Here is a 22285-nt window from a genome sequence, read left to right as displayed (position 1 = left end):
CCGGGCTTTCGGCAGTGCTTGCGGCGCATCGCCCGCAGCTCGTCCGGTTCTTCACCGGGCGAACGGGGAGTGCTGCGGAAGCCGAAGACGTGGTGCAGGAGATATGGTTGCGCACCGCCGAACCCGCCGCCGGACCGATCGCCAACCCGCTCGCCTATCTCCACCGGATCGGCCTGAACATCGTGCTCGACCGGGTGCGCGCGACCGGACGGCGGGCGCGTCGCGACACCGGCTATGCGGAGAGCATGACGACGATCATGGGCGACGAAGCGGTCGACGATACGCCCTCCGCCTTCGACGCGGTTGCCGGGCGGCAGCGAATCGCGCAACTCGCAACCGCGCTCGCCGGCCCCCCCGAGGGGGCGATGCGTGTGTTCCGCCGCCACAAGATCGATGGCCTCTCGCATGCCGAGGTCGCCGCGGAATTCGGCATCACGCGCAGTGCGGTCGAAAAGCACATCGCCGTCGCGCTCAGGCATCTCAGAAAGGCGCTCGATGATCGAAACGACGATTGATCGTCACGCCCGACTGCGGTGCGGGATGAACGGTGGCGTCTATGGCACGAGCGGGGGGCATCCGCTTGGAACGAGGGCACCTTGATGGCTGCGACGACCCAAGACCCGATCGACGCAGCGGCGGCCTGGCACGCCCGGATCGATGCGCCCGACATGGATTGGGTGGGGTTCGGCGACTGGCTCGCTCTCGATGACACGCACCGCGCCGCCTATGACTCGATCGCGCTGCTCGATGACGAGATCGGCAAGGCCGCCCCGTCAATCGCCGCGCTGCTGCCGGCAAACGACGACGCGGTGGTCGAAGCGCAACCGCTCGCCCTGCCCGCTTGGACATCGCGCTGGCGCTGGGCGGCGACGGGCACCGGCGGCGCGCTCGCGGCCGGGCTGGCGCTGCTGTTCGTCGCGCCGCAACTCGGTGGCGACGGGGCACAGGTCTATGCGACGAACGCCAGCGATACGCGTGCGCTGACGCTGGCGGATGGCAGTGCGATGCGGATCGATCGCGGATCGCGCGTTTCGGTCGCCGGCGGCACCACCCCGCTGATCACGCTGGCGAACGGCGCGGCGAGCTTTACCGTCCGTCACGATCCGTCGCGAACGCTGATCGTCCGCGCCGGCGACTACGACATCCGCGACGTCGGCACGCGCTTTTCGGTCGTCAACGCCGGTCGAACGCTGTCGGTCGCCGTCGCCGAAGGCGAAGTCAGCGTCGCGCCGCATACCGCCGACGGGTCGCCTCCCGCTGCGGTGATTGCGGGGCAGCGGCTCGACATCGATACCACCACCGGGATCGCCGAGCGGCGGTCGGTTTCGCCCGCCTCGGTCGCCGACTGGACCGATGGCCGGCTGAACTACGACGGTGCGCCGTTACCGCTGGTTGTCGCGGACATATCGCGGTATGCGACCGCCCCGCTGGTGGTCGATCCGTCCGCCGCTGGGCTGCGCTTTTCCGGGGTTTTGACGATTGGCGATGGATCGCGGCTCCTCGATCAGCTTCGCGCGGTTCTGCCTGTACGGTTGCGTCGCGCTGACGGCGTCGTCCATATCGAGCGCGCCGGCCTACGCGGATAAACCGGCTCAGGGCGGGATCAGCATCGCCCAGGGTTCGCTGCGCATCGCACTCGATTCGCTCGCGCGGCAGACGGGCATTTCGATCGGCATGGCCGGGTCGCTGCCCGCCGTGCAGGTCAAACGCATCGACCATGTGTCGGATATCGCCAAGGCGCTCCGCAAGCTGCTCGCCGGGACGCATCTGCGCGCGGTCCGCGTCGATGCGACGACCTGGCGGATCGAACCTGCACCGCACCGCGACCCGGACGAGCGAAACCGCGAGATCGCACCGCCGGTCGACGCCGGTGGCGATATCATCGTCACCGCCAGCAAACGCGACGAACGGCTGTCCGACCTTCCCGCCTCGATCGGCATATTCGGTGCGCCGGCGCTGGATCGTCTGAGCGGCAAGCGCGGGCTGGTCGATCTCCTCGCCGCCACCGACGGCGCGTTCTCGACCAATCTCGGGCCGGGCCGGGACCGGGTGTTCCTGCGCGGCGTCGCCGACAGCGCGTTCAACGGCACCAGCCAGTCGCTCGTCAGCCTGTATCTCGACGACGCACGGATCGGCTATTCCTCGCCCGATCCCGACCTCAGGATGGTCGATATCGACCATGTCGAGATCCTCCGCGGGCCACAGGGAACGCTGTACGGCACCGGCGCGCTCGGCGGTGTGGTCAGGATCGTCACCACCCGGCCCGATCTGAACGCCGTGTCCCAGACGCTCTCGACCGAGGTCACCGGAATCAAGGACGGCGCGCTGGGCGGCGCGCTCGATGCGACCGTCAACCTGCCGATCGTGACGGGCAGCGTGGCGCTGCGCGCATCGGCCTGGGCGGAGACGATGCCAGGCTGGATCGACGACAACGGACGCGGCAAACGCAACGTCAACCGCACCGGGCGAACCGGCGCCCGCGCGGCACTGCGCTGGGCGATCGGCGACGGCTGGACCGCGACCGCGAGCGGCGTCGGCCAGTGGATCGACACCCGCGACAGCCAATATGCCACGCGAGGCCTGACGCGCGCGACTTCGATCGCCGAGCCGCAGGACAATGATTTCGTGACGGGATCGCTCGACATCCGCGGATCGATCGGCCGGCTCGACGTACAGTCGACCAGTTCGGTCGTATCGCACGATTTCACCAGCACCTACGACGCGAGCAGCAGGGCGAGCCTGCTCGATACCGCCACGCCGCTCGCTTATGACGAGAGTCGCGAGATACGCCTGCTGACGCAGGAGTTTCGCGTCAGCGATCCGTCCGCGCGCCATCCCTGGATCATCGGTGCGTCGCTGCTGAAGGGCACCACCCGGCTGAAGGGCAGCTTCGTCGCGGCAGGCGACGCGATCGAAGCCCGCGACGACAAGGAAGCGGTCTTCGAGGCCGCGCTGTTCGCCGAAGGCACAGAGCGGCTGTCCTCCGCACTCGACTTCAAGCTCGGCCTGCGCGGCTTCGTCACGACCAACGACATCGAACAGCAGGGCCCGCAGGAGCAGAGCGCGACCAAGCTCGGAATCACCCCCAGCGCGACACTCAGCTGGCACCGCGACGACATCGGCCTGGTCTGGCTGCGCTATGCCAGCGCGATCCGGCCCGCCGCGGTCTCGCGCGATCTGCCCGGTAAGGACCAGAAAATTCCAGGCGACGAACTGCAAAGCCTCGAACTCGGCTGGCGGGTCCGCGCGTTCGACGACCGGGTCAGCCTCACCGGCGCGGTCTTCGGGTCGGTCTGGAAGCACCTGCGCAGCGATGTGGTCGATTCGGATGGGCTGTTCGGAACGATCGACGTCGGCAACGCCACCAATTACGGCATCGAGTTCGGCGCGCGGATGGACGCGCGACCGCTGACGATCGATGTCGGTACCACCATCCAGCGCGCACGACTGACCTCCCCCAGCGAATACCAGCGTGGCAACGACGACGACCGCCGCCTGCCGGTGGTCCCCGACTTTTCCGCGCGGTTCGGCCTGACGCGGAAATTCTCGCTGATCGCGCTGCCCGCCAGCGCCTATCTGACTGCGCGCTATATCGGCCAGACCCGGTTGAGCTTCGACCCGACGCTCGATCGTCGGGCGGGCAATTATGCGACGGTCGCTGCCGGCGCGACGGTCGACGACGGTCCGCGCCACTGGTCGCTCGCGGTCGACAATCTCCTGAACGGACGCGGCAACAGTTTCGGCTTCGGCAACCCGTTCACGCTCGCGTCGATCAAGCAGACCGTCCCGGTCCGACCGCGCGCGATCACGCTGAGCCTGTCGATCGGCTTCTGAGCAACGCGCCCGCGCGACAACGCCCGCCACCGCACGACCAATTCATTTGCATGCTACCGCGCCGCACCGGTACGACGAGGCCATAAGGTACCGATACCAAATCGCGTGCCATCTCGGGGGACTATGATGTCGGCAGGCTTTTCCACGGTCACGATCGCGCTTCTGCTGCAATCCGCGACGACGCCCGTGCCGGCTCCGGCACCCGCGCTTTCCGCGGTCGCGCACCCGGAGATCTGGCCGACCGCGAACGCGCGTCCCTCGCGCGATCCGAAGGTCGAGGCACGGATCGACGCGATCATGAAGCGCATGTCCGTGGAGGACAAGATCGGCCAGCTGATCCAGGTCGACATCGCCAGCATCGAGCCGTCCGACCTGCGCACCTACAAGCTCGGCTCGATCCTCAACGGCGGCAACGCCGGCCCGCACGGCAACGATCTCGCGCCGCCGGTCGAGTGGCTAAAACTCGCGGACGACTTCTACGACGCGTCGATGGCGCGCAGCGACGGCCGCCCCGCGATTCCGGTGATCTGGGGCACCGACGCGGTCCACGGCAACAACAACATCCCCGGCGCCACTCTATTCCCGCACAATATCGGGCTCGGCGCCGCGCGTGATCGCGACCTGATGCGCGAGATCGGCCACGTCACCGCGATCGAGACCGCCGCCGCCGGCATCGACTGGACCTTCGCACCGACGCTCGCCGTCGTCCGCGACGATCGCTGGGGCCGGACCTATGAAAGCTATTCGGAAGAGCCGCAGGTCCAGGCGGACTATGCCGGCGCGGTGATAGAAGGCGTCCAGGGCAAGGTCGGCACCAAGGAATTCCTCGCCCCCGACCACGTCATCGCGACCACCAAGCACTTCCTCGGCGATGGCGGCACCGGCGGTCGCGACCAGGGCGACGCGCGCATCCCCGAGACGACCCTGCGCGACATCCACCTCGGCGGCTACCCCGCCGCGATCGAGGCCGGCACGCAGTCGGTGATGGCCAGCTTCTCGAGCTGGAACGGCGCCAAGATGCACGGCAACAAGAGCCTGCTGACCGGCGTCCTCAAGGACCGCCTCCATTTCGACGGCTTCGTGGTCGGCGACTGGAACGGCCACGGCCAGGTCGACGGGTGTTCGAACGAGAGTTGCGCCGCGGCGATCAACGCCGGGCTCGACATGTTCATGTATTCGGGCAGCGGGTGGAAGACGCTCTACGCCAACACGCTGAAACAGGCGCAATCCGGAGAGATCCCCGCCACGCGCCTCGACGACGCGGTCCGCCGCATCCTGCGCGTGAAGATCCGCGCAGGCACGTTCGATCGCGGTCGCCCGTCGTCGCGCGCGCTCGCCGGCAAGATGAACCTCATCGGCGCCGCCGACCACCGCGCGATCGCCCGCCGTGCCGCGCGCGAATCGATGGTGCTGCTCAAGAACGAAGGCGGACTCCTCCCGCTCAAGCCCTCCGCCAACATCCTCGTCGCAGGCGGCGGTGCGGACAACATCCCGCAACAGGCCGGTGGCTGGTCGCTCACCTGGCAGGGCGGCGGCACGACCAACGCGAACTTCCCCAACGCCGAGACGATCTGGTCGGGGATCAGCACCGCGGTCAAGGACGCCGGCGGCACCGCGACGCTGTCCGCGGACGGCAGCTTCGCCAAGAAGCCCGACGCGGCGATCGTCGTGTTCGGCGAGCAGCCCTATGCCGAGTTCAAGGGCGACCGCCCGAACCTCGAATACAGCCCCGAGGATAAATCGGATCTGGAGCTCCTGCGGAAACTGAAGGCCGCGGGCGTCCCCGTCGTCGCGGTGTTCCTGTCGGGCCGCCCGCTCTGGGTGAATGCCGAACTCAACGCTTCCGATGCATTCGTCGCGGCGTTCCTGCCAGGCAGCGAAGGCGGCGGCGTCGCCGACGTGCTGTTCCGCAAGAAGGACGGCAGCGTCGCCAACGACTTCCGCGGCAAATTGAGTTTCTCCTGGCCCAAGCGTCCCGACCAGTATGTCCTGAACCGTTCCGACCCCGGCTACGACCCGCTGTTCGTGTTCGGCTACGGGCTCAGCTATGCCAAGCCGGGCAGCGTGCCGAAGCTCGACGAAACCCGCCCCGCCGGCATGGCCGCATCGTCGAACGGCACGATCTTCGGCAAGGGCCGCGTTCCCGAGGGCTGGTCGCTCGCGCTGGTCGAGCAGGGCCAGTCGAAGGTCCGCCTGCTCGGCGTCAACGCGACGACCGCGACCAAGCGCCTCACCGCCTCCGCGGTCGACCGCCGCCGTCAGGAAGATGCGCGCGCGCTCGTCTGGACCGGCGGCCCCGCCGAAACGCGCGTCGAGGCGTCGGGTCCACTCGATCTCACGCGTGAGAGCAACGGCGAACTCAGCCTCGTCGTCGACGTCCGCGTCGATCGCGCGGGCAGCGCACCGATCGGTCTCGGCATGGTCAGCAACGACGGCAAGGCGGTCACCGTCCCGATCACCAGGACGCTCGCGGCCGGCAAGCCGGGCGACTGGCAGCAGGTGATCGTTCCGCTGCAATGCTTCGCCAAGCGCGGCATCGACATGGCGCACGTCACCGCACCGTTCGTGATCGCCACCGACGGCAAGCTCGGCCTGTCGATCTCCGACGTCAAGATCGACTCCGCGCCCGTGCCGATGACGAAGTGCGGCGATTGATGGAAGCCGAGCGGGCCTTCGCACCGTCCGCGCGGTTCCTGTCAAAGGTCTGATTTGCCAAATGAATTGGCTTTCTCGGTCGGTCATGCTCTGATGGATCGATAGCGCAGCCCGGCCACAGATCCGGCTGCCGATATGGGGGATGACTGATGACCGACCGTTCTGCCACCGGGCTTGGCGTTTCCCTGTTCGCGCTGATGCTCGCATCGACCGCGTCGGCGCAGACGCCGGCGGGAAATGCGGCGCTGCCCGCGGGCTATGCCGATCGCGGCACGGTGAAGTCCGAATGGCCGGTTCAGGTGCGCCAGATGGCCGGACAGGTCACCCCCCAGGATTCCGCAACCATCCCGCGCACGCGCGCGCCGTTGCCCAAGCCGGTCGCCAAGCCCATCCCGCGCGGTCCGGCACTCGCCAGGCGCGCCCCCGGCCTGTGGACCGTCGCCGGCTGGCGTCTCGCCGAGGCCCCCAAGGTTCAAGCGGATGGCGCCGCCCTGTCGCGCGCGGGCTACGACGCCAAATCCTGGTACGTCGCGACTGTTCCCGGCACCGTCCTGACGACGCTGGTCGATCGCGGCGTCTATGCCGATCCCGCGTTCGGGCTCAACAACCTGACGATCCCCGAAAGCCTCGCGCGGCAGGATTACTGGTATCGCACCGAGATCGACATTCCCGCCGAGACCGTCGGCAAGCATCTCGAACTGAACTTCAAGGGCGTCAACTACGCCGCCGAGATCTGGCTGAACGGCGCGCGTCTCGGCACGATGAAGGGCGCGTTCATCCGCGGCCGGTTCGACGTCACCGGCAAGCTCGCCGCGGGCCGCAACGTCATCGCGGTCAAGGTGTCGCCGCCACCGCATCCCGGCGTTGCGCACGAGGAGTCGATGACCGCGGGCGTCGGCGAGAATGGCGGGATGCAGATGCTCGACGGCCCGACCTTCGTCGCGAGCGAGGGCTGGGACTGGATCCCGTCGATCCGCGACCGCAACACCGGGCTGTGGCAGGGCGTCGACCTGATCGCGACGGGCGATACCGCGCTGGGCGATGCGCACGTGGTGACGACCTTGCCGAACGCCGACAACAGCGTCGCGAACGTCGAGATCACCGTCCCCGTCCGCAACCTGACCGACCAGCCGACCACCGCCACGGTCACCGCGAAGTTCGACGCCGTCACGGTCAGCAAGTCGGTGCCGCTCGCGCCCCATGCCAGCGCCGACGTGACGATGGCGCCCGCCGAGTTTCCCGCGCTCGCGGTCCGCAACCCGAAGCTCTGGTGGCCGAACGGCTACGGCACGCCCGCGCTGCACGACCTGACGCTGACGACTGCCGCCAACAACGCCGTCTCCGACACCAAGATCCTGCGGTTCGGCATGCGGCAGGTGACGTACGAGATCTCGCTGATGGACAAGACCGATACGCTGCGCCGCGTCGGCATCGACCTGTCCAAGGCGCGTTCGCTCGGTACCCAGATCGTCGACGGCACGCACCAGGGTATCCGCCAGACCGACAATGGCTGGGCCGCCTCGCTGGTCCCCGGCGCCGAAAGCTCGCCCGCGGTGACGCCGATCGCGGGCGACGCCGGGCTCGCGCCGTATCTGCTGATCAAGGTCAACGGCGTGCGGATCGCCGCGCGCGGCGGCAATATCGGCATGGACGACTTCATGAAGCGGACCGAGCGCGATCGCTTGCTCCCGTTCTTCCGGCTGCATCAGGACGCGAACCTCAACATCATCCGCAACTGGGTCGGCCAGAATACCGAGGAGACCTTCTACGATCTCGCCGACGAACACGGGTTGATGATCCTCAACGACTTCTGGGAATCGACTCAGGACTACAACATCGAGGCGCAGGACGTGCCGCTGTTCGCCGCCAACGCCGAGGACGTCGTGAAGCGGTTCCGCAACCACCCCTCGATCGTCGTCTGGTTCGGCCGCAACGAGGGCGTGCCGCAGCCGATCCTCAACGAGGCGCTGCAGGAGATCATCAACCGCGACGACGGCACGCGCCTCTACATGGGCTCGTCGAACCGCGTGAACCTACAGAACAGCGGGCCGTACAACTGGCGCCCGGAATCGACCTATTTCACCGAACACGCGAAGGGCTTTTCGGTCGAACTCGGCACGCCCAGCTTCCCGACGCTGGAGGCGTGGACGCGCGCGCTGCCCAAGGCCGATCTCTGGCCGATCGGCGATGCCTGGGCGTATCACGACTGGCACCAGACCGGGAACGGCGCGGTCAAGACGTACATGGATGCGCTCGCGACACGCTATGGTGCGGGCACCAGCCTGCCCGACTTCGAGCGCAAGGCGCAGATGATGGAGTACGACTCCTATCGTGCGATCTTCGAGGGGTTCAACGCCGGGCTCTGGACCACGAACTCCGCACGGATGCTGTGGATGACGCAGCCCGCCTGGCCGTCCTCGGCCTGGCAGATCTTCTCGTCCGACTATGACACGCATGCCGCGTTCTATGGCACGAAGAAGGCGTCCGAGCCGGTCCACGTCCAGATGAACCTCCCCGATCACAAGATCGTGCTGGTCAACAACGGCCCAGCGCTGGCTGGCGCGGTCGTACATGCCAAGGTGACGTCGCTCGACAACCGCGTGCTCGCCGACCAGCGCGCGACGGTCAGCGCAGGCGCCGGGCTGGTCGCCGATGCCTTCACGCTCGATCTCGCGCCGTTGCTGGCACAGGGCATGGTACTGGTGTCGCTCGACGTGACCGACGCCGCGGGGAAAATCGTCTCGCAGAATGTCTATTGGCAGGGCGCCGACGACACCGCCTATCGCGGCATGACCCAGATGGCGAAGGTCCACCTGACCTCTACCGCGGCCAGCCGCCGCGATGGCGACGAGATCGCGACCACGCTCGACCTGGCGAACCCGGGCAGCGTCGCCGCGCTGGCGACCAAGCTCACAGTGATGAACAGCGACGGCACGCAGGTCCTGCCCGCCTATTTCACCGACAATTACGTCTCGCTGCTGCCCGGTGCCAAGCGTCGGATCGAGATCCGCTACCCCGCCTCCGCGACCAAGGGCCGGACGACGGTCGCGCTGCGCGGCTGGAACGTAACGCCGACAGCCGTCAAGGTCCGCTGAACCGATGAAGATCCTCGCCGCCCTCGCCTTGCTTGTAGCCCCGGCAGCGGCGGCGGCGCAGGACCGCCCGATGCCGCTCCGGTAACCGCCGACCCGATAGGATGACCTGATGAAACCGACCCACCTGTTGCTCGCCGCGCTCGCCGTCGCCGTGGCGTTCCCCGTCTTCGCCGCCGACCCGACGCCCGAGCAGAAATCGGCGAAGGACGCCGAGGACCGGCTCCACACCGACTGGGCCTGGGTCGGCCGTTACCGCGACGCGAACGCCGCGCTTCCGGCCCCGGTTGCCGGGCAACCTCGCATCGTCCTGATCGGCGATTCGATCACGCAGGGCTGGTTCGATCACGTTCCGACGTTCTTCAAGCCCGGCCGGATCGGCCGCGGGATCGGCGGCCAGACCACGCCGCAGATGCTGGTCCGCTTCCCCGCCGACGTCATCGCGCTCAAGCCCGCCGTCGTTCAGATCATGGCCGGGACCAACGACATCGCGTTCAATACCGGACCGATGACGCCCGACGAGAGCAAGGCCAATATCCGCGCGATGACCGAACTCGCGCAGGCCAACGGCATCCGCGTGATCCTCGCCTCGATCCCGCCCGCCGACCGCTATCCGTGGCGACCGGGCCTCGATACCGGCAGCAAGATCGTCGCGATGAACGCGTGGCTCAAATCCTATGCGGCGGCGACCGGCTCGACCTATGCCGATTACTGGTCCGCGCTGGTCGCGCCCGGCACGCTGGGGATGCGCGAGGGGCTCTCGTCGGATCACGTCCACCCGACGGTGGCCGGGTATGCGATGATGGCGCCGGTCGCCGAGCGCGCGTTCAAGGCGGCGCTGTCGCACCCCGCCCCGACCCGCGCGGTGATCGCCCGCTGATGCTGCTCGCCGCGCTAGCCCTGTCGACCGCAATCGTCTCCACCGACCGCGGCGCGGTGCGCGGCGAGGTGACTGCGGATGGTCGCCAGCTCTACCGCGGCATCCCCTACGCCGCGCCGCCGACGGGCCCGCTCCGCTGGAAGCCACCGCAGCCGGTCCGCGCCTGGAAAACCACCCGCGACGCCACCGTATCGGCGCCGTCCTGCCCGCAGGTCGATCGCGGCTGGAACACCAAGGCGGCCAGTTTCGCGAGCGAGGACTGCCTCTATCTCGAAGTCGCGACCCCCGATTCCAAACCCGCCAAGCCGCTACCGGTGATGGTCTGGATCCACGGCGGCTCGAACTACGCGGGCGGCGGCGCGGGCACGATCCAGTCGGGCATGGTCCGCAAGGGCGTCGTGCTCGTCAGCATCCAGTACCGGCTCGGCGCGCTCGGCTTTATGTCGCACCCTGCGCTCACCCGCGAGAGCGGCGGCGCCTCGGGCAATTACGGGCTGATGGACCAGCAGGCAGCACTCCGCTGGGTGCGCGCCAACATCGCGGCGTTCGGCGGCGATCCCGCCAACGTCACGCTGTTCGGCGAGAGCGCCGGCGCGATGGACGTCGGCCTGCACCTCCTCAGCCCCGGATCGCGCGGACTGTTCGCCAAGGCGATCGAGGAAAGCGGCACGCCCGGCTTCGGCACGCCCCCGCGCAGCCTCGCCGAGAACGAACGCCTCGGCACCATGATCGCGGCAAAGGCCGGCATCGCGCAGACCGCCGCCGCGCTCCGCGCGCTCCCCGTCGCGCGCCTGATCGCCGCGACCGAGGCGGTCGACGTTCCCGGTCTGGCCGACAAGAGCTTCATCTGGCTCCAGGCGATCGTCGACGGCCGCGTGTTGACCGAGCCCCCCGCCGAAACCCTGGCGAAAGGCGGCAACCCCGCCCCGCTGATCGTCGGCAACAATGCGCGCGAACTGACGCTCCACGGCGGCGTTTCGCGCGCGGGCGAGGCGATCGCGGACGCATTCGGGCGCAACGCCGGCCTCGCGCGGCGAGCATATGGCGTGGACACGATCCCCGTCGCCGATCCGCGGATGGGCGATCTCGACCTGATCCTGTCGAACGACATCACCTTCCGCTGCCCGACGACAACCGTCGCCGCCGCGCGAACCCGCGCAGGCCAGCCCGTCTGGCAGTACCAGTTCGACTATACCGCCCCCGACGCGAAGCCGGTGACGCACGGCAGCGAGATCCGCTACGTGATGGCGGGCAGCGACGAACTCGAACCGGGCGCGCCGCCGATGCAGGCCTATTGGCTCGCCTTCGCGCGCACCGGCACCCCGAACGCACCGGGCCTGCCGACCTGGAAACGCTACGATCTGGCGAGCAAGACGTATCTCGGCTTTGTCAACGGCGGTCCGCAGCCCGGCAACAATCTGCGCGGCGACGTCTGCGGACTGCGCGCCGCGCCCTGATCGTCGACCGGCGTCAGGCTGGCCAGAGCCGCGCGGCGCCGCGGACCCCGCTGCTGTCGCCCCACACCGCCTGGACGATCTTGGCGTCCCAGCCATCCGAGAACGTGTGGCTGCGCACCACCGCAGGAAGCCGGTCGTAGATTTCCACGACGTTCGACATGCCGCCCCCGAGCACGAAGCAATCCGGATCGACCAGGTTCGCGATCAGCGCGAGCGCGCGACCCAGGCGGTCGATGTAGCGATCGAGCGTCGCGGTCGCGTCCGCGTCGCCGGCGCGCGCGGCAGCCATGATCGCGGCGCCGTCGAGCGCCTGCCCCGTGACACTCTCGTGATCGCGACGGAATCCCGTCCCCGACACCCAGCTTTCCAGGCAGCCATGCTGGCCGCACCAACACGCCGGCCCCGGCACCTCGACGCCCGTCGGCCACGGCAGCGGGACATGGCCCCATTCGCCGGCAATCCCGTTCGCGCCCTCGACGATCCGCCCGTCGATCACCAGTCCGCCGCCGCATCCGGTCCCGACGATGATCGCGAACGCCGATCGCGCCCCCGCTGCGGCACCGTCGACCGCCTCCGACAGCGCGAGGCAATTGGCGTCGTTCGCCATCCGCAGCGGCCGCTCCATGGCGGTCTCCAGGTCTTCGCGGAACGTGCGGCCGTTGAGATAGAGCGAATTGGCGTTGCGCATCAGGCCGGTCCGCGGCGAAATCGATCCGGGCGTGCCGATCCCGATCGTGCCTAACGCGCCCGCTTCCGCCTCGACCGCGAGAACGAGGTCGCGGACATCGCGCACCGCGCGATCGTAATCGCCCGGGTTGGGCACGCGAAGACGGCTGAGGAACTGGCCGCCCTCGTCGAGCGCCGCGGCCTCGATCTTCGTCCCGCCAAAATCAATACCAATCTGAACCATCGATCGCCTCTCCCGTCGAACGCCGTCGGCGACGTCGAAACCGGATGGGGGAGTGCAGCGTCTCTCGGTAAAGAGGCACAGGGGCTGTACTGCGATCAGAACCGCCGACGCCAATCGCTCCCGCCGTCGCCCAGTCACAGCGGCACGCGTGAGACCAATCTAGCCAAGCCCCATCGAATTAAAAAGTTAAATTGCGTTAATCGTTCAGCCGGAGCGACCCGCCTGCATCAAGATGGCGTCCGACGGAAGGATATGGTGGAGGAACGGCAGGATCGCCGCGCCGATCGCGGGCGCGTCGTCCGACATCGCCGCGCGCATCACCCGCGCGGCCGACGGTAGCGCCAAGTCTGCCAGCATCGCGTTGAGCCGCTCGACCAGCGCGTCTACCAGAGGCCCGGGCAACCGTCCCCCGATCAGGACCGCACCGGGATCGACCAGGCAACTCACCGCGATCAGCGGCGCGATCAGCGATTGCGCCGCATCCTCGACCCAGTCGGCGACGATCGCCGACACCGCCGGATCGACGCCGGTGAGCGCGCCGACCCCGGCAACATCGCAGCCCCCCGCCTCCAGCCGATCGTAGAGCGCGGACAGCGACACCGTTTCCTGCACCGTCCGGCCGTGGGCGCGCGGGGTCATGTCGGGCATGAAACCGATCTCGCCGCTGCGCGCGCCCGCGCCGCGGAAATAATTCCCGTCGATCACCAGTCCGCCGCCCAGCCCCGCGCTGACCAGGACGTAGAAGAAGCTCGGCAGGACCATCCCCGACCCGAACTGCGCCTCGCCGATCGCTGCCGCTGCGGCATCGTTGTCAACATAGACCGGCCACGGCACGATCGCCCCGACGAGCGCGACGACGTCTATGTCGTCCCAGCCTTCATACGCGGCAGGACGATGCGGAAACGGCACCCGCCCGAGATCGTCGGGCATCGCGACACCGACTCCCAGCAGGCGCGCCTCGTCGATCAGATCGGACGATCGGATCGCGGCGATCTCGTCGCGCAGCCAAGCCGAGACCGCGTCAGGCATCGCGAACGCGATTTCCCGCGTCGCGCGCGTCAGAACCGTCCCCGCGAGGTCGAGCGACACGATCGTGATATGGTCGCGGTCGATATTGATCCCGACCGAAAAGCCGCCCGCCGGATTGATCACAAGCTGCGCCGCCGGCTGCCCGCGCGCGCCCTGCCGCCGCCCCGCGTCGCTGATCAGCCCCTCCTCGAGCAGCCGCCGCGTGATGTTGGCGATCGTCGGCGCGGTCAGCCCGGTGATCGTCGCGAGATCGGTCCGGCTCGCCTCGCCGCTCACACGGATCGCCTGCAGCACGGTCCGCTGGTTGTAGTCGCCCGCGCGTTCGAGGTTGGTCCCCGAAAGACTGATACCGAGCCTCCCACCGCGATCGCCAAGCCGCGCGCTGCGATCGATCCCCACCGACTTTCCCGGCGCGCCCGAGCCCCGTTCCTTGTTCTTCGTCACATGCTTCGCCCGTTCCGGTCGGTTGCGCGGAGAATCGATCCCCGGACCATACCGATCGCAGCCTGACGCCCAAATCGCAGCGGGTCAAAGCCGGCTATCGTCGGTTTCGCCGCCGATCGTGACTGGCGTTTCGCTGCGGTCGACTCAATCGGTTGAGGCGTCACAGTTTTATCGCACGACCCGTCCTATCTGCTGTCCTGCACCCGGTATTTTGTGCCACATCGGGCGAATGCAGGATCGTTTTTCCGCGCCGTGCCGCAGCGCGTGCCTATCACCACTTACGTCGAGGCTCTCCCACCATGAATAGCGACGTCCTGATCGTCGGCTCGGGCGCCGCCGGGCTTACCGCGGCGCTCAACCTGGCGGAGCGCTTCAAGGTCACCGTGCTGGCCAAGGGCGCGCTCAACGAAGGCTCGACCGCGTGGGCGCAAGGGGGGATCGCCGCGGTGCTCGAACCCGGCGACACGTTCGAGAACCATGTCGAGGACACGATGGTCGCCGGCGCCGGGCTCAACGACCGCGCGATCGTCGAGATGGTCGTCGAAGGCGCCCCCGCCGCGATCGAGCGCCTGACGCATCTCGGCGTGCCGTTCGAGACCGAGGGCAACGCGCTGCACCTGACGCGCGAAGGCGGACACTCGCACCGTCGCATCGTCCACGTCGCCGACGCGACCGGCTGGGCGGTGCAGGAAGCGCTCCAGAAGGCTGCCGAAGCACATCCGAACATCACGCTCGTGCCGGATCAAATCGCGATCGACCTCGCCACTGGCCGTCACGAGGAGCGCTATTCGGGCTCGGGCAACGTCTGGGGCGTCTACGCGGTCGATCGCAAGACCGAACGCGTGGCCCTCTACACCGCGCGGGCGACGATCCTCGCGACCGGCGGTGCGGGCCGGACCTATTTGTTCTCGACCGCCCCCCGCGGCGCGACCGGCGACGGCATCGCGATGGCATGGCGCGCGGGCGCCCGCGTCTCCAATATGGAGATGATGCAGTTCCACCCGACCTGCCTCTACAATCTGGAGGTCAAGAATTTCCTGATCACCGAAGCGGTGCGCGGCGAAGGCGGGCGGTTGATCAATCCATCGACCGGTAAGCGCTTCATGACCTATTACGACCCCGCGCGGATGGAGCTCGCCCCCCGCGATATCGTCGCGCGCGCGATCGATGCCGAGATCAAGCGCTACGGCCTCGACTACGTCCATCTCGACATCAGCCACATGCCGCCTGCGTTCATCCGCCATCACTTCCCCAACATACACGAGAAGCTGCTGACGGTCGGCATCGACATGACCACGCAGCCGATCCCGGTCGTCCCCGCGCAGCATTACACGTGCGGCGGCATCGTCATCGACGAGCACGGCAAGACCGACCTCCCCGGCCTGTATGCAGCGGGCGAGTGCACCGAATCCGGCCTGCACGGCGCCAACCGGCTTGCGTCCAATTCGCTGCTCGAATGCTTCGTGTTCGGCGAGGCAGCGGCGGACAGCATCGCAGCTGCGTGGGACTCGCTGCCCCCGCCCCCGCCGATCCGCCCCTGGGACGAAAGCCGCGTCACCGATTCCGACGAAGAGGTCGTGATCAAGCAGACCTGGACCGAGATCCGCCGCTTCATGTGGAATTACGTTGGCATCGTCCGCACCACCAAGCGGCTCGAACGCGCCAAGCACCGGATCAAGCTACTGAACGACGAGGTCGCGGAATATTATCAACATTTCCGCGTCACGCCCGACCTGATCGAGCTGCGCAACCTGCTCCAGACCGCCGAACTGATCGTCCGATCCGCGCTGCACCGGCACGAGAGCCGCGGGCTGCATTTCACGCTCGATTACCCAGAGACGCTGCCTGAGGCGGTCGATACGGTTCTCGTTCCCTGATCCCTGCGCGACTGGGCGTGCCGTCGGCGCGCTTCGTCGCAGCGACGCCTGCGTCCTGTTTCGCGCGGCGGATCAACGGATAAGGGTCGGTGCTTCAGTGCAGGGCGTTCCATCATGACATCGGCGAGTGCGTTCAAGCGTCTTCTGGTAACCTCGCTGTTCGGCGCGGCGCTCGCCGGTTGCGGATCGGCCTCGCGGCCAAGCCCTCCTGCGGTCGGACCGATGCACCAGTCCGAGGGGTTCGTCTCGATCCCGGTGCCGCCGCCACTGCCCCGCGCTCTGCGCCCCGCTCCGCTCAGCCTCGTCAACGCGATCTCCGAGCTGCACAGCGGTTTCCAGGGCAAGGCAGGCATCGCCATCCGCGCGGTCGACGATGGCTGGACGGTCGAAGCCGGCGGGCGCCAGCTCCTGCCGCAGCAATCGGTCAGCAAGCTCTGGGTGGCGCTGACCGTGATGGACCTGCGCGATCAGGGCAAGCTGCGCCTCGACGAACCGATCGTCGTCCGCCCCCAGGACCTGACTCTATTTCACCAGCCGATCGCGATGCTCGTCAAGGGCGACGGCTATCGCACCACTGTTGGCGACCTTCTCACCCGCGCGCTGACGCATAGCGACAATACGGCGAACGACCGGCTGCTCACGCGGGTCGGCGGGCCGTCCGCGGTACGGTCGATGATCGCACGGAAACAGCTTGGTGCAATCCGCTTCGGTCCGGGCGAACGGCTGCTTCAGAGTGGTACGGCGGGGCTGATCTGGCAGCCGTCCTACGCGGTCAATGGCGGCTTCCTGACTGCGCGCAATCGGCTGTCGCCCGCCGCGCGCGAGGCGGCGCTGAATGCGTATGTCCGCAATCCACCCGATGGCGCCGCACCGATCGCGATTGCCGACGCGATCGCGCGGCTGGCGAAGGGGGATATCCTGTCCGAGACCTCGACCAAGATCCTCCTCGATACGATGGGGCGTTCGGTCACCGGTCGCGCTCGTCTGCGCGCGGCGCTCCCCGGCGGCTGGGAGATCGCGCACAAGACCGGCACCGGCCAGGACCTCGGCCGGCGCAACGCCGGCTTCAACGACGTCGGCCTGCTGACCGCGCCGGACGGGCGCCGCTATGCGATCGCGGTGATGATCGGGGATACGATCCGGCCAATGCCCGAACGCCAGCGGCTGATCCAACAGGCCGCAGCCGCTGTCGCCCACTACGCCGGAACCACCCGCCCGCTGCACTGAAACTCCCGTCCCGTAACCCCCGTCATCCTGACGAAAGTCAGGATCCAGACTCACGGGCGATACCGTAGTTGGCTCTGGGTCCTGACTTTCGTCAGGATGACGTAAGAAGAGCGACCTCCCTCTTCGGGCAAGCCCTCAGTCGAACCCGTTCGCCAAAAACCGCTCCGCCACCGCGCAGTGCATCGCGATCCCATGCGCCATCACGCGTTCGTCGATCGTCATTTTCGTGTTGTGGAGCGGCGGGTTGGTACGCGGATCGCTACCCTCGGGCGCAGCACCGATGAACGCCATAGCACCGGGCAGTTTCTGGAGGACGTACGAAAAGTCCTCCGCGCCCATCATCGGCGGCATCACCTGATACGCGCCCTCGCCACCGATCGCTGTCGCGCACGCTTTCATCAGGTCGGTCGCGCGCTCATCGTTGACGGTGACCGGATAGCCTTCCTCGATCGTCGGCGCACCGACCGCGCCGTGTGCGGCGGCGATACCCTCGACCATGCGGATGAAGGCGGCACGGACCTGTTCGCGCGTGCGCTCCGAGAGGGTGCGCATCGTGCCGAGCATCTCGACCGTCGACGGGATGACGTTGTGCGCGCTGCCCGCGTTGAGCTTGGTGATCGACAGCACTGCGGGGTCGGTAACTGCGACCTGACGCGCGACATAAGTCTGCAGGGCCGTAACGATCTCGCAGGCGATCGGCAGCGGATCGAGGCAGTCGTGCGGCATCGCGGCGTGCCCGCCACGGCCGGTGATCGTCGCGCGCAGCGTATCGGTCGAAGCCATCAGCGTGCCCGCGCGGCTGACGACGTGGCCCATCGGCATGTTGGGCGAGATGTGGAGCGCGAAGCCAGCCTCGGGCAGCGGCGAGTCGAGCAAGCCGTCGGCGATCATGTGGCGGGCGCCATGATGGCCTTCCTCGCCGGGCTGGAACATAAACACGACCGTACCAGGCAGGTCTTCGCGGCGTGCACACAGCGCCTTGGCCGCGCCGACCAGCATCGCAGTGTGCGAATCATGGCCGCAAGCGTGCATCGCGCCGTCGATCTTGGAGGCGAACGGCAGGCCCGTTTCCTCCTGCATCGGTAGCGCATCCATGTCGCCGCGGAGGAGTACCGTGCGCCCGTTGCCACCAGCATTGCCGGCGCGCCCGCCACGCAGGATCGCGACGAAGCCGGTGGTTGAGGTGCCCTCTCGGATTTCGAGCGGGAGCCCAGCGAGCGCGGCCTTCACCTTGTCCGAGGTGCGCGGGCAATGGAGGCCGACTTCGGGGTCCGCGTGGATCGCACGGCGAAGGGTGATGGCTTCGTCGAGGCTGTCCGCGCCGATGGTGGTCCAGTCGGTCGGGGCCCAGTCGGTAGTGGATGCGAAATCGAGGGACATGTCTGACTCCTTGAAAATTGGCTTCCACCCCGGCGGAGGCCGGGGCCCAATTGGAAAGGTCGATGTAACGGAGCGCCGTTCGACGTTACCTCCGTTCCCCAATTGGGCCCCGGCCTCCGCCGGGGTGGTGTTTGTTTGGGGGGCGGCTCGGCCCCTGATCATGAGGGCAGTCTACCCTCGGAAGAGCCCGCCTAAAACCCCGCGCAGCACCGTGCCGACCAAGCCACCGCTCGACGACGACCGCCGCGACTTCGTTCCGAAGACCTGCTTGCCGATCTCGTTCGCCACCTGCCGTCCGATCGACGAGCTGGCGGCGCGTGTCGCCGACGATGCCATCTTGGTCCAGGGCGAGTTCGCCGCCTCGCGGTCGGCCTCGCGCTGCTGCCGATCAGCCTCGCGCTGGTCCGCAACGCGAGCCCGCTCCGCTTCTTTTGCCGCCTTTGCATCAAGCTTCGCCTGCGCCGCCGCAGCCTTCTCCGCCTCGGTCGTCGCCTTGGCCTCGGTCGCCGCAGCGCTAGCCTCCTGCGTCTTCGCCGCCAGCAACTCCTCCGCCGATTCGCGATCGACCAGCGTGTCGTATTTCGCACCGACCACATCGGTCTCGATCATCACCTTCCGCTCGGCCGGCGTGATCGGGCCGACGCGCGAGGCGGGCGGCTTGATCAGCGTGCGTTCGACCGGGGTCGGTGCGCCGTCCGCCTGGAGCAGCGACACCAGCGCCTCGCCGACCTTCAGCTCGGTGATGATCGTCGCGACGTCGACGCCGGGGTTCGCCCGGAACGTCTCCGCCGCCGAGCGCACCGCGGCCTGATCACGCGGTGTGAACGCACGCAACGCATGCTGGACGCGGTTGCCCAGCTGCCCTGCCACCGTGTCGGGAACGTCGATCGGGTTCTGCGTGATGAAGTACACACCCACCCCCTTCGAACGGATCAGGCGTACGACCTGTTCGATCTTCTCCAGCAGCGCCTTGGGCGCCTCGTCGAACAGCAGATGCGCCTCGTCGAAGAAGAAACACAGCACCGGCTTGTCGGGATCGCCGATCTCGGGGAGATGCTCGAACAGTTCGCTCATCAGCCACAGCAGGAACGTCGCATACAGCTTGGGCGAGGCCATCAGCTTGTCCGCCGCGAGGATGTTGACGATCCCCCGCCCCTTGTCGTCGACGCCGATGAAGTCGTTCATCTCCAGCGCAGGCTCACCGAAGAAATTCTCCGCACCCTGCGTGCGCAACTGGAGCAACGAGCGCTGGATCGCGCCGATCGACTGCTTCGACACGTTGCCGTACGTCACCGTCAGCTCGTCCGCGCGGCCGGCGCATTCGGTCAGCATCGCTTGGAGATCGTCGAGGTCGATCAGCAGCAGTCCCTCCTTGTCCGCAACGTGAAAGGCGATCGTCAGCACCCCCTCCTGCACCTCGTTGAGGTCCATCAGCCGCGACAGCAGCAGCGGCCCCATTTCGCTGATCGTGGTGCGGATCGGATGGCCCTGCTCGCCGAACAGGTCCCAGAACTGCACCGGATTATCGGCATAGGCCCAACCATCGTCGCCGATCGCCTTCGCGCGTTCGGCAAAGCTCGCGTGCGTCTTCGCGGTCGGCGAGCCCGCCATCGCGAGGCCGGACAGGTCGCCCTTCACGTCGGCGACGAAGCACGGCACGCCGTTCTCGGAGAAGCCCTCGATGATCCCCTGGAGCGTCACCGTCTTGCCGGTGCCGGTCGCGCCCGCGATCAGGCCGTGCCGGTTGGCGCGCTTCAGTTCGAGCGTCTGCGGCTTCCCGTCCACGCTCGCGCCGATGAAGATGCCGTCGGTCATGGGTCTCGTCCTCTGTATCCGGCGCCGACCCTAACCCCGCGCGCCGCAAAGAAAAAGGACCGCCGCTCGGGGGAGCGACGGTCCTTTCGTGTCGATCGTGTCGGTCGTGGATTACTTGATCTTGACCGGCAGGAACGTTGCAGGGCTACGGCCGCGCTTGACCTGCAACAGGACCTGCGGGCGGCCGGCGGACTTGGCCGTATTGACCGCGCTCTGGACATCGGCCGCCGTGCGCACGGGGGTGCCATTGACCGAGATGATCACATCACCGCGCTTGAGCTTGCCATACGCGTCGCTGGTCTGCGCAACCACGGCGATGACGACGCCCTGCGTGCTGGCTTCGACGCCGACTGCCTGCGCGATCGCCGGGGTCAGCGGCTGCACGCCGATGCCGAGGGCTGCGCCGGCCACCGGTGCGGCGGGCGTTGCCGAATCATCGCCGTCGTCACCGTCGTCGGAGCCGAAGCCTTGCGCATCGCCGCCTACCACAGCCGCCAGCTTGTCGGCGCTTGGACGCGGCACCACGACGACGTTGGCCGTGGTCGGCTTGCCGTTACGCAGGATGTCGAGACGCGCGGTCTGACCGGGCTTCACGTTCGAGACGAGGTAGGACAGCGACTGGTCGACCGTCACCGGCTGGCCGTTGACCTTGGTCACGACGTCGCCTGCGCGCACGCCGGCCTTTGCCGCCGGGCCGCCTGCGGTCACGTCGTTGATCAGCTCACCCTGGTTCTTGGGGATGCCCAACGCCGCGGCGGTATCCTCGTTGATCGTGCCGCCCGGCTGCAGCTGGACACCGATATAGCCGCGCTCGATCGTGCCGCCCTTCATGAAGGTTGCGATAATCGGCTTGGCGACGGCCGCGGGGATCGCGAAGCCGATGCCGATATTGCCACCCGACTGGCTGAAGATCTGCGAGTTCACGCCGATCACGTTGCCGTTGAGATCGAACATCGGGCCGCCGGAATTGCCCTGGTTGATCGAGGCGTCGGTCTGGATGAAGCGGTCATACGCACCGCCCTGGCCAGTAACGCGGTTGATCGCCGAAACGATGCCGGCGGTGACGGTACCGCCAAGGCCGAACGGCTCGCCGATCGCGACGACCCAGTCGCCGACGCGCGCGCCGTTGGAATCGCCGAACTTCACGAACGGCAGGTTCTTTGCATCGATCTTCAGCAGCGCGAGATCGGATTCCTGATCCTTGCCGATGACCTTGGCGACATATTCCTTCTTGTCGCTGAGCGTCACGGTGATCGAATCGACCGTCGCACCCTGTGCACCCGGCGAAATCACGTGGTTGTTCGTGACGACATAGCCATCGGGCGAAATCAGGAAGCCCGAGCCGAGCGAGGCGCCTTCGCGCTTCACCGGCGCGCCACCCTGACCACCGCCGCCCATGCCGCCGAACAGGTCGCCGAACGGCGTGCCCGCGAACGGATTGGCCTGCTGCTTCTGGACGATCGTCTGCTTGGTCGAGATGTTGACGACCGCAGGCTGGAGACGCGCGACCATGTCGGCGAAGCTCATCGGCGCGCCGGGTTTCGGCGAGACCGCCTGGATCGCACCGGGTTCGTTCTGCGCGACCTGCGCGCCGCTTGGCTGGAGCGCGAGCGTCGCGGTCGCGCCGCCGAGGAGAAGAGCACTGGTAATGGCGTAGGCGTAACGCACTAGATGTTGTCCTCTCG

The 22285-nt window shown here is 67.8% G+C and carries 14 protein-coding genes; 9 read left to right on the top strand and 5 right to left on the bottom strand.

Annotated elements, in window-relative coordinates:
• Positions 1 to 14: 14 nt before the first annotated feature.
• From ASF09_RS13075 to ASF09_RS13045, 7 genes are all read left to right on the top strand, one after another.
• Entirely contained in the window at positions 15 to 515 is a 501-nt protein-coding gene (locus ASF09_RS13075; RefSeq protein WP_060526608.1) for an RNA polymerase sigma factor, read from the top strand.
• 84 nt (positions 516 to 599) lie between these two features.
• Positions 600 to 1586, top strand: a complete 987-nt coding sequence (locus ASF09_RS13070; protein WP_060526607.1) for a FecR family protein — start codon at positions 600 to 602, stop codon at positions 1584 to 1586.
• Positions 1486 to 3834, top strand: a complete 2349-nt coding sequence (locus ASF09_RS13065) for a TonB-dependent receptor (protein WP_060526606.1) — start codon at positions 1486 to 1488, stop codon at positions 3832 to 3834. The genes ASF09_RS13070 and ASF09_RS13065 overlap by 101 nt, the downstream gene beginning before the upstream one ends.
• Positions 3835 to 3960: 126 nt before the next feature.
• A complete protein-coding gene (locus ASF09_RS13060; protein ID WP_060526793.1) occupies positions 3961 to 6489 on the top strand; it encodes a glycoside hydrolase family 3 protein in 2529 nt (842 codons plus the stop codon).
• Positions 6490 to 6638: 149 nt separating this feature from the next.
• Positions 6639 to 9584 carry a glycoside hydrolase family 2 protein gene (locus tag ASF09_RS13055; protein WP_082444286.1) on the top strand — a complete coding sequence of 982 codons (2946 nt, stop codon included), beginning with the start codon at positions 6639 to 6641 and terminating at the stop codon, positions 9582 to 9584.
• 109 nt (positions 9585 to 9693) lie between these two features.
• Positions 9694 to 10461: a GDSL-type esterase/lipase family protein gene (locus ASF09_RS13050; RefSeq protein ID WP_060526605.1), complete on the top strand. Its 768-nt coding sequence runs from the start codon at positions 9694 to 9696 to the stop codon at positions 10459 to 10461.
• Positions 10461 to 11918, top strand: coding sequence for a carboxylesterase/lipase family protein (locus ASF09_RS13045; protein ID WP_060526604.1), 1458 nt, complete (start codon positions 10461 to 10463; stop codon positions 11916 to 11918). Before ASF09_RS13050 ends, ASF09_RS13045 begins: the two co-directional genes overlap by 1 nt.
• A 13-nt stretch (positions 11919 to 11931) precedes the next feature.
• On the opposite strand, the gene ASF09_RS13040 is transcribed toward ASF09_RS13045, so the two are convergent.
• Positions 11932 to 12828 (bottom strand): ROK family protein, encoded by an 897-nt coding sequence (locus ASF09_RS13040; RefSeq protein WP_060526603.1) that lies wholly within the window; start codon positions 12826 to 12828, stop codon positions 11932 to 11934.
• A 204-nt stretch (positions 12829 to 13032) separates the two neighbouring features.
• Positions 13033 to 14301 (bottom strand): ROK family transcriptional regulator, encoded by a 1269-nt coding sequence (locus ASF09_RS13035; RefSeq protein WP_235529820.1) that lies wholly within the window; start codon positions 14299 to 14301, stop codon positions 13033 to 13035.
• Between the two features lie 299 nt (positions 14302 to 14600).
• On the opposite strand from ASF09_RS13035, the gene nadB reads away from it, so the two are divergent.
• Both nadB and ASF09_RS13025 read left to right on the top strand, forming a co-directional pair.
• A complete protein-coding gene (gene nadB, locus ASF09_RS13030) occupies positions 14601 to 16178 on the top strand; it encodes an L-aspartate oxidase (RefSeq protein ID WP_060526602.1) in 1578 nt (525 codons plus the stop codon).
• A 114-nt stretch (positions 16179 to 16292) separates the two neighbouring features.
• Complete coding sequence (locus ASF09_RS13025) at positions 16293 to 17405, top strand: serine hydrolase (RefSeq protein WP_165899565.1); 1113 nt, start codon at positions 16293 to 16295, stop codon at positions 17403 to 17405.
• A 135-nt stretch (positions 17406 to 17540) separates the two neighbouring features.
• Here the strand turns inward: ASF09_RS13025 and ASF09_RS13020 are convergent, their stop codons facing one another.
• The 3 genes from ASF09_RS13020 to ASF09_RS13010 form a co-directional block, all read right to left on the bottom strand.
• The gene (locus ASF09_RS13020) at positions 17541 to 18785 is read right to left on the bottom strand and encodes a M20 metallopeptidase family protein (protein WP_060526601.1); all 1245 of its coding nucleotides are present in this window, start codon (positions 18783 to 18785) and stop codon (positions 17541 to 17543) included.
• A gap of 171 nt (positions 18786 to 18956) precedes the next feature.
• Positions 18957 to 20600 carry a helicase HerA-like domain-containing protein gene (locus ASF09_RS13015; protein WP_060526600.1) on the bottom strand — a complete coding sequence of 548 codons (1644 nt, stop codon included), beginning with the start codon at positions 20598 to 20600 and terminating at the stop codon, positions 18957 to 18959.
• A 111-nt stretch (positions 20601 to 20711) separates the two neighbouring features.
• Complete coding sequence (locus tag ASF09_RS13010) at positions 20712 to 22268, bottom strand: Do family serine endopeptidase (protein WP_060526599.1); 1557 nt, start codon at positions 22266 to 22268, stop codon at positions 20712 to 20714.
• Positions 22269 to 22285: the final 17 nt, after the last annotated feature.

It is taken from the genome of Sphingomonas sp. Leaf242 (assembly GCF_001422045.1).
Classification (GTDB): domain Bacteria; phylum Pseudomonadota; class Alphaproteobacteria; order Sphingomonadales; family Sphingomonadaceae; genus Sphingomonas.
This window is presented reverse-complemented; position numbering and strand designations above follow the sequence as displayed.